This is a genomic window from Streptomyces sp. UH6 (assembly GCF_013421635.1).
GTDB lineage: Bacteria > Actinomycetota > Actinomycetes > Streptomycetales > Streptomycetaceae > Streptomyces > Streptomyces abyssomicinicus.
This window is the reverse complement of record NZ_JACADT010000149.1, coordinates 1-8696: the sequence shown is the minus strand read 5'-3', so window position 1 is coordinate 8696 and position 8696 is coordinate 1. Positions and strand designations below refer to the sequence as shown.

Here is an 8696-nt window from a genome sequence, read left to right as displayed (position 1 = left end):
CGTCCCAGGTGAGCAGGGACAGCGCCAGCCACACCAGGGCGAAGCCCGCCCAGCGCTCCGCCGGCATGGCCTCGTGGAAGTAGAGGACGCCCAGACCGAACTGGAAGACCGGCGCCAGGTACTGCAGCAGGCCCAGCGTGGACAGCGGCACCCGGATGGCGGCGGCGCCGAAGCAGATCAGTGGCACCGCGGTGACCACACCGGTGGCGGCCAGCAGGGCGGCGTGGCCCGCCCCCTCGGTGCCGAAGGTGGCCTGCCCCCGCGAACCGAGCCACAGCAGGTAGGCCAGGGCGGGCAGGAACTGGACGGCGGTCTCGGCGGCCATCGACTCGAGCCCGCCGATGTTGACCTTCTTCTTGACCAGGCCGTACGCGGCGAAGGAGAAGGCGAGGGTCAGCGAGATCCACGGCAGCCGCCCGTAGCCCACGGTCAGCACCACCACGGCGGCCAGACCGACACCGACCGCCGCCCACTGCGCGGGACGCAGCCGCTCCTTGAGGAGGAGGACGCCGAGGGCGATGGTGACCAGGGGGTTGATGAAGTAGCCGAGGGACGCCTCGACGACGTGCCCGGCGTTGACCGCCCAGATGTAGACGCCCCAGTTCACGGTGATCACCGTCGCGGCCAGGGTGATCAGCGCCAGCTTGCGGGGCTGGCGTATCAGCTCGCCGGCCCAGGCCCAGCGGCGGACCACCAGCAGGACCAGCCCGACCAGGACCAGGGACCAGATCATCCGGTGCGCCAGGATCTCCGCGGCGCCGGCCGGCTTCAGCAGCGGCCAGAAGAGGGGGACCAGGCCCCACATGCCGTAGGCGGCGAATCCGTTCAGCAGACCGATCCGGTTCTCGTTCCGCGGCGCCGGCTGTGGCATTGCTCCTCCTTCTGGCTGCCACGCTCCCGCAGCGTAGGCGCCATCCGGAAGGTAACGCCGCGCCCCCCGCGTGTCATTCCCGTATCGACATACGGTCCTGACGCGCGGGGGGCGCGGCGTGTGCGGTCAAGCGCGGGCGCACGGAGCGTCACCCGGCGCGGGTCACGCGCCGGAGATCACCCGGCGCGGATCACCCGGCGTGGATCACCCAACGCGGATCACCCGGCGACGGTCCAGGTGTCGCTGCCCGCCAGCAGCGCCCCCAGGTCGCCCGTGCCCTGCCGCTCGACGGCGTCCTCCAGCTGCCGCGCCATCAGCGTGTCGTACACCGGGCGCCCCACCGACCGGAGCACTCCGATGGGCGTGTGGTGCAGCGTGTCCGGATCGGCCAGGCGGGAGAGCGCGAACGCGGTGGTCGGCGAGGCCGCGTGCGCGTCGTGGACCAGGACGTCGGCCTCGTTCTCCGGCGTGACGTCGACCACCACGAGGTCGCCGCTGACCGGGTCGCGGACCACTCCCTTGGCGTCGTCCACGCCGAAGCGGATCGGCTGCCCGTGCTCCAGGCGGATCACCGCCTCCTGGGCCTGCTCCCGGTCCTTGATCACGTCGAAGGCGCCGTCGTTGAAGATGTTGCAGTTCTGGTAGATCTCCACCAGCGCCGTGCCCTCGTGGGCGGCCGCCTGCCGGAGCACCTCGGTGAGGTGCTTGCGGTCGGAGTCCACCGTCCGCGCCACGAAGGTCGCCTCCGCGCCCAGCGCCAGCGACACCGGGTTGAAGGGGGCGTCCAGCGAGCCCATCGGCGTCGACTTGGTGATCTTGCCGATCTCGGAGGTGGGGGAGTACTGGCCCTTGGTCAGTCCGTAGATCCGGTTGTTGAAGAGCAGGATCTTCAGATTGACGTTGCGGCGCAGGGCGTGGATCAGGTGGTTGCCGCCGATGGACAGCGCGTCGCCGTCACCGGTGACCACCCAAACGCTCAGGTCCCGCCGCGAGGTGGCCAGCCCGGTCGCGATGGCCGGCGCACGCCCGTGGATGGAGTGCATCCCGTAGGTGTTCATGTAATAGGGGAAGCGGGACGAGCAGCCGATGCCGGAGACGAAGACGATGTTCTCCTTCGCCAGCCCCAGCTCCGGCATGAAGCCCTGGACGGCGGCGAGGATCGCGTAGTCGCCGCAGCCGGGGCACCAGCGGACCTCCTGGTCCGACTTGAAGTCCTTCATCGTCTGCTTGCCGGCCGCCTTGGGGACCAGCGACAGCAGGTTCGCCGACGTCTCGGTCGTGTCAGCCATCGATGGCCTCCTTCAGCGCCGCGGCGAGCTGCTCCGCCTTGAACGGCATGCCGTTGACCTGGGTGTGGGAGCGGGCGTCGACCAGGAACCTCGCCCTGATCAACGTGGCGAGCTGGCCGAGGTTCATCTCCGGGACCACCACCTTGTCGTAGGCCCGGAGCACCTCGCCCAGGTTGGCCGGGAACGGGTTGAGGTGCCGCAGGTGGGCCTGCGCGACCGGGTGGCCGATGCCGCGCAGCCGGCGGACCGCCGCCGTGATCGGCCCGTAGGTGGAGCCCCAGCCGAGGACCAGGATCCGGGCGTCGCCGCCCGGGTCGTCGACCTCGAGGTCCGGCACCGCGATGCCGTCCACCTTGGCCTGGCGGGTGCGGACCATGAAGTCGTGGTTGGCCGGGTCGTAGGAGATGTTCCCCGTGCCGTCCTGCTTCTCGATGCCGCCGATCCGGTGCTCCAGGCCGGGCGTGCCCGGCACCGCCCACGGGCGGGCCAGCGTCTCGGGATCCCGCTTGAACGGCCAGAAGACCTCGACGCCGTCCTCGGTGGTGTGGTTCGGCCCGTCGGCGAACTCCACCCGCAGGTCCGGCAGGTCCTCCACCTCGGGGACCCGCCACGGCTCGCTGCCGTTGGCGAGGTAGCCGTCGGAGAGCAGGAAGACCGGGGTGCGGTAGGTCAGCGCGATCCGGGCGGCCTCGAGCGCCGCGTCGAAGCAGTCAGCCGGGGTGCGCGGGGCGACCACCGGCACCGGCGCCTCGCCGTTGCGCCCGTACATCGCCTGGAGCAGGTCGGCCTGCTCCGTCTTGGTGGGCAGGCCCGTCGACGGCCCGCCGCGCTGGATGTCCACGATCAGCAGCGGGAGCTCCAGCGAGACCGCGAGGCCCACCGTCTCCGACTTCAGCGCCACCCCGGGACCGGAGGTCGTGGTGACCGCCAGCGAGCCGCCGAAGGCCGCGCCGAGCGCCGCCCCGATGCCGGCGATCTCGTCCTCCGCCTGGAACGTGCGCACGCCGAAGTTCTTGTGCCGGCTGAGCTCGTGCAGGATGTCGGAGGCCGGGGTGATCGGGTACGACCCCAGGTAGAGCGGCAGCCCGGCCTGGCGCGACGCGGCGACCAGGCCGTAGGAGAGCGCCAGGTTGCCGGAGATGTTGCGGTAGACGCCGGGCGGGAACGCCTTCGACGCCGGCGCCACCTCGTAGGAGACGGCGAAGTCCTCGGTCGTCTCGCCGAAGTTCCAGCCGGCCCGGTAGGCCGCGATGTTCGCCTCGGCGATCTGCGGCTTCTTGGCGAACTTCTTCCTCAGGAACGCCTCGGTTCCCTCGGTCGGCCGGTGGTACATCCAGCTGAGCAGGCCCAGCGCGAACATGTTCTTGCTGCGCTCGGCCTCCTTCCGGGTGAGACCGAACTCCTTCAGCGCCTCCACCGTGAGGGTGGTCAGCGGCACCGGGTGCACCTGGTAGCCGTCGAGCGACCCGTCCGCGAGCGGATCGGCCGCGTAGCCGACCTTCTGCAGCGCGCGAGAGGTGAACTCGTCGGTGTTGACGATGATCTCCGCGCCGCGCGGCAGGTCGGCGAGGTTCGCCTTCAGCGCGGCCGGGTTCATGGCGACCAGCACGTTCGGTGCGTCGCCGGGGGTGAGGATGTCGTGGTCCGCGAAGTGGAGCTGGAACGAGGAGACGCCCGGGAGGGTGCCTGCGGGGGCGCGGATCTCGGCGGGGAAGTTGGGCAGGGTCGACAGGTCGTTGCCGAAGGACGCCGTCTCCGAGGTGAAACGGTCGCCGGTGAGCTGCATCCCGTCACCCGAGTCACCCGCGAACCGGATGACCACCCGTTCGAGCCGGCGGACGTCCTTCGCCGCTGTCGGCTCGCGCTCTGTACTGACCTGGCTGGTCACTGAACTGGACCTCCCTGGGCGGCATGTGCGGGAAACGCCTTCGGCCGGTCGCTCCCGCCTCAACCCTAAGTCTGTAAGGGCTGCCTTCCCCTGTCATTCGTTGAACCGCTTGGCGTGGAAAGGCGAGGGAGCCGGAGCCTGTCGCCAGACCGCCCGCGCTGTTGACATTTTGTCAACAGCGACCCCCCGGTCCAGCGTGGCAGCAGTTCAGGGGCTCAGGAGTTCAGATAGGTCAGGACGGCCAGAACCCGACGGTGATCCCCGTCACTCTGTGCCAGGCCCAGCTTCATGAAGATGTTGCTCACGTGTTTCTCCACCGCTCCATCACTGACCACCAAGCGACGCGCGATCGCCGAGTTGGTGCGGCCCTCCGCCATCAGCCCCAGCACCTCCCGCTCGCGCGGGGTCAGCCCCTCCAGCACGTCCTGGCGCCGGCTGCGGCCCAGCAGCTGCGCCACCACCTCCGGGTCCAGGGCCGTCCCGCCCCGGGCGACCCGGACCACCGCGTCGGTGAACTCCCGGACGTCGGCCACCCGGTCCTTGAGGAGGTACCCCACGCCCCGGCTGGAACCGGCCAGCAGCTCGGTGGCGTACCGCTCCTCCACGTACTGCGACAGCACCAGCACGCCCACCCCGGGGTGGTCCTTGCGGATCCGGACGGCGGCCCGCACCCCTTCGTCCGTATGGGTGGGCGGCATCCGGACATCGGCCACCACCACGTCGGGCAGCTCGCCCCGGGCGGCGAGATCGCTGATCGTCTTCACCAGCCCGTCCCCGTCGCCCACCCCCGCGACCACCTCGTGGCCCCGGTCGGTGAGCAGCCGCGTCAGTCCCTCCCGCAGCAGCACCGAATCCTCGGCGATGACCACCCGCACCCTGTTGTCCTCCGCGTCCTGCCCCAGCGCTGTCTCCACCGGCCCAGCATCCCAGCAACATCCCGGCGGCGGGGACGATTTCCGTCCCCGCCGCCGTCGTTCCCGCGTCCCTCGGCCGTCCCCGGCCGTTCCGCGCCGTTCCCCGTCAGTGCCCGGTGCGCCCCGACGGGCCGAGGAGGCCCCGGGCGAGGGCCGTGTCGACCACGGCCATGCCCCGCGTCGTCCAGGCGGCCCCCAGGGTCACCACCGCGCCCACCAGGCAGCACACGGCCAGCTCGAACGGCTCGGAGCCCAGCAGGGCGCCGTCGCCGAAGAGGTGGATCTCCCGGTTGTCGGCCGGCATCGTCCAGTACCAGACCGGCAGCGTCAGCAGCCCCAGCCCGGCCGCCCAGAGGGTCACCGTCACGGTGAACGAGAACACCGCCCACGGCAGGTGCACCAGCGCGTACAGCGCCTGCCGCCAGGTCGACCCGCTGCGCAGCACCGCGCCGCACCAGGCGATGAGCCACGGCGCGTCCCCGCGCGGCGCCGGCGCCTCGGGCTCGGCGATCCGCGCGCCCAGCAGCAGCCGCACCCGGGCCCGCTCCGCGGCGCCCAGCAGCCGGCAGCCGGCCAGGGCCAGCACCAGCACCGGCAGTCCGACCACCGTGACCAGCAGTCCGGCGCCCAGCGACAGGGTGGTCACGACATAGGTGAACAGCACGACGGTGACCGGCAGGTTCAGCAGCGAGTGCACCACGGCCAGCAGGGTCGCCGGGTCCAGGAGCGGCGCGAGCGGCGCGGGGAGCCCCGCGGTCCGCTTGTAGGGGTGGACGGCGGTCATGACGTCAGCCTTCCTTCGTGAGGGTGACGGGCCGGTCCCGCCAGGGAAGTTCGGCGGTGACCGTGGTGGGACCGCCCTCCGGGGAGTCGACGACGAACACGCCGTCCACCGCGCCCAGTCGTTCCGCCAGCCCCGCCAGGCCCGAGCCGGCGTCCTGGCGGGCGCCGCCCCGGCCGTCGTCGTGGACCTGGAGCATCAGCCGGTCCTCGGCGCGCCACACGTCCACCGAGGCGGCGCGCGCCCCGCTGTGCTTGCTGACGTTCTGCAGCAGCTCGGAGACGGTGAAGTAGGCGATGCCCTCCAGGGCCTCGGCCGGCCGGGTCTCCAGCTCCACCGAGACCCGCACCGGAACCGTGCAGCGGGACGACACCGAGGAGAGCGCCGCGTCCAGGCCGCGGTCGGTGAGCACCGCCGGGTGGATGCCACGGGCCAGGTCGCGCAGCTCCTGCAGGGCCAGCTTCACCTCGCCGTGCGCCTCGTCGACCATGGCGGCGGCCGTCCGCGGGTCCTCCAGGAGCTTCTCCTTGGCCAGGCCCAGCCCCATCGCCAGGTTGACCAGCCGGGCCTGCGCGCCGTCGTGCAGGTCGCGCTCGATGCGCCGCAGGTCCGCCGCCGCGGTGTCGATCACCACGCCGCGGTCGGACTCCAGCTCGGCGATCCGCCGTTCCAGGTCCGGGGACGGCGACAGCAGCCCGCGGACCATCGCCCGGTCCACCGTCGTCATCGCGCGCACCAGGTAGGGGAGCACCGGCCACAGGACGAAGAGACCGGTCAGCGTGACCGTGAAGGTGACGACGCCCCAGGGCAGGCGGATCAGGTGGTACAGCATCGACCGCCAGCCCACCGGGTCCTTGAGCGCCGTCCACAGCCGGACGAAGAAGTTGCCGGACCGGTTGTGCGAGCTCAGCGGGCTCGGCTCGTCGATCCGCAGCCCCAGCAGGCCGCGGGCCCGGCCGCGCTCCAGCCGGCCCAGCACCCGCGCGCCCATCAGGGCCAGCGCGAGCAGGGGCAGCCCGATCGCGGTCACGGTCAGCCCGGCGCCGGTCGGCAGCACCACCGCGACGTAGGTGAAGCCGACCACGGTCACCGGGAGGTTGCACAGCAGGTACGCGATCTCCCGCCAGGTGTACGCGTCGTAGGCCAGGCGTGCCGGAGGCAGGCGGTCGCCGTCCGGGAGCGGGGCCGCCGGGGACGAAGCCTGAACCGGGGCCGCCGGGGACGAGGCCGGCAGCGGGGCCGGTGTCGGTTCGGTGGTCATGGGGCCAGCCTGCCCGGCGGCGGTCCGCCCGCGCCATGAGGCGGTCCGGCCGAGAGGTACGGGGGAAAACCCCACCACCGCACCCGGCCGCCGCCGAGGAGCCAGGGCCTAGACTCCCGTTGCGTACGTTCACGAGGCAACCGGAGTGGGGAGCGAGGACCGAGGTGCCCGACTACTTTTCGTCCTACTCGGTCGTCGGACTCCTCGCCGTGGTCGGCGTGCTGTTCGTCGCCGTCGCCTTCGGCGCGGGACGCCTGCTGCGGCCCATGGTGCCGACGCCCGAGAAGCTGCTCACCTACGAGTGCGGCGTCGACCCGGTCGGCGAGGGCTGGGCGCACACCCAGGTCCGGTACTACGTGTACGCGTTCCTTTACGTGATCTTCGCGGTGGACTCGGTGTTCCTCTTCCCCTGGGCGACCGTCTTCGCCGCGCAGGGCTACGGCGCCGCCACCCTCGTGGAGATGTTCCTCTTCCTCGGCTTCCTCGCCGTGGGCCTGCTGTACGCCTACAGGAAGGGCGTCCTGGAGTGGACGTGACCGCTGCCTCCGCCGCCACCCCCGAGCCGGAGCCGGTGATGCTGCCCGAGCCCAAGCGGCTGGGCGTGCTGTCCCGGCTGGCGCCCGAGCCGATGAAGGTGGTCCTCAACTGGGGCCGCCGCTACTCGCTCTGGGTCTTCAACTTCGGGCTCGCCTGCTGTGCCATCGAGTTCATCGCCGCGTCGATGTCCCGGCACGACTTCATGCGCCTCGGCGTCATCCCGTTCGCGCCGGGCCCCCGCCAGGCCGACCTGATGGTCGTCTCGGGCACCGTCACCGACAAGATGGCGCCCGCGGTGAAGCGGCTCTACGAGCAGATGCCGGAGCCGAAGTACGTCATCTCGTTCGGGGCCTGCGCCAACTGCGGCGGGCCGTACTGGGACTCGTACTCGGTCACCAAGGGCGTCGACCAGATCGTCCCCGTCGATGTCTACGTGCCGGGCTGCCCGCCGCGGCCCGAGGCGCTGCTGCAGGGGATCATCAAGCTCCAGGAGAAGATCGCCCGGGAGTCGCTGGGGAAGCGGTACGGCGGGAGCGGCACGGCCCCGCGTCCTTCCACCGCGGCGCTCACGAGCGGACTGGTCCGGCCGCCCGCCGCGGAGGGGGACCGATGAGCGAGGGCTGGCTCCCGGAACCGGCGGCCGCGCTCTTCGGCGACCGGGCCGTGGCCGAGGAGTCCTACGAGGTCCTGACCGTCGACGTGCCGCCGGAGTCCTGGACCGAGGCGCTGACCGTCGCCCGGGACCGGCTGGGCTGCACCTTCTTCGACTGGCTGAGCGCGGTGGACGAGCCGGGCACGGGCTTCCGGGTCTGCGCCCATGTCGCCGCCCTGGGCCGGCCGGTCCGCCGGCTGCTGCTGCGCACCACCGTGCCGCACGACGCCCCGGTGCTGGCCTCCGCGGTCGGTGTCCACGCGGGCGCGGCCTGGCACGAGCGGGAGACCCACGAGATGTTCGGCGTGCGGTTCGAGGGCCACCCCGGCCTGGAACCGCTGCTGCTGCCGGAGGGGTTCGAAGGGCATCCGCTGCGCAAGGACTTCGTGCTGGCGGCGCGGGTCGCCAAGGCGTGGCCCGGGGCGAAGGAACCGGGGGAGTCGGAGCACGGTGGGCCCAAGCGGCGGCAGATGCTGCCGCCGGGGGTGCCCGACCCGAACGAG

General features: G+C 72.0%; 9 protein-coding genes. 3 read left to right on the top strand and 6 right to left on the bottom strand.

The features are described 5' to 3' along the window. The 6 genes from rarD to HW445_RS10810 all read right to left on the bottom strand — a co-directional run. A partial coding sequence (gene rarD, locus HW445_RS10835; RefSeq protein ID WP_180220810.1) for an EamA family transporter RarD occupies positions 1-871 on the bottom strand: 871 nt, incomplete at its 3' end. A 218-nt stretch (positions 872-1089) separates the two neighbouring features. Then, positions 1090-2160, bottom strand: a complete 1071-nt coding sequence (locus HW445_RS10830; RefSeq protein ID WP_180220809.1) for a 2-oxoacid:ferredoxin oxidoreductase subunit beta — start codon at positions 2158-2160, stop codon at positions 1090-1092. Beyond that, positions 2153-4048 carry a 2-oxoacid:acceptor oxidoreductase subunit alpha gene (locus tag HW445_RS10825; RefSeq protein WP_308798843.1) on the bottom strand — a complete coding sequence of 632 codons (1896 nt, stop codon included), beginning with the start codon at positions 4046-4048 and terminating at the stop codon, positions 2153-2155. Before HW445_RS10825 ends, HW445_RS10830 begins: the two co-directional genes overlap by 8 nt. A 215-nt stretch (positions 4049-4263) precedes the next feature. After that, on the bottom strand, positions 4264-4917 hold the full coding sequence (locus HW445_RS10820; RefSeq protein WP_374939628.1) for a LuxR C-terminal-related transcriptional regulator: 654 nt from the start codon (positions 4915-4917) through the stop codon (positions 4264-4266). A gap of 151 nt (positions 4918-5068) precedes the next feature. After that, complete coding sequence (locus tag HW445_RS10815; protein ID WP_180220807.1) at positions 5069-5746, bottom strand: sensor domain-containing protein; 678 nt, start codon at positions 5744-5746, stop codon at positions 5069-5071. 4 nt (positions 5747-5750) lie between these two features. Beyond that, a complete protein-coding gene (locus tag HW445_RS10810) occupies positions 5751-7004 on the bottom strand; it encodes a sensor histidine kinase (RefSeq protein ID WP_180220806.1) in 1254 nt (417 codons plus the stop codon). Positions 7005-7168: 164 nt separating this feature from the next. Here HW445_RS10810 and HW445_RS10805 point away from each other — a divergent pair, with 164 nt between their 5' ends. From HW445_RS10805 to HW445_RS10795, 3 genes are all read left to right on the top strand, one after another. Next, positions 7169-7540, top strand: coding sequence for an NADH-quinone oxidoreductase subunit A (locus HW445_RS10805; RefSeq protein WP_308798839.1), 372 nt, complete (start codon positions 7169-7171; stop codon positions 7538-7540). 38 nt (positions 7541-7578) lie between these two features. Then, positions 7579-8154: an NADH-quinone oxidoreductase subunit B gene (locus tag HW445_RS10800; RefSeq protein ID WP_257230990.1), complete on the top strand. Its 576-nt coding sequence runs from the start codon at positions 7579-7581 to the stop codon at positions 8152-8154. Beyond that, a partial coding sequence (locus HW445_RS10795) for an NADH-quinone oxidoreductase subunit C (RefSeq protein ID WP_180220805.1) occupies positions 8151-8696 on the top strand: 546 nt, incomplete at its 3' end. The genes HW445_RS10800 and HW445_RS10795, both read left to right, overlap by 4 nt.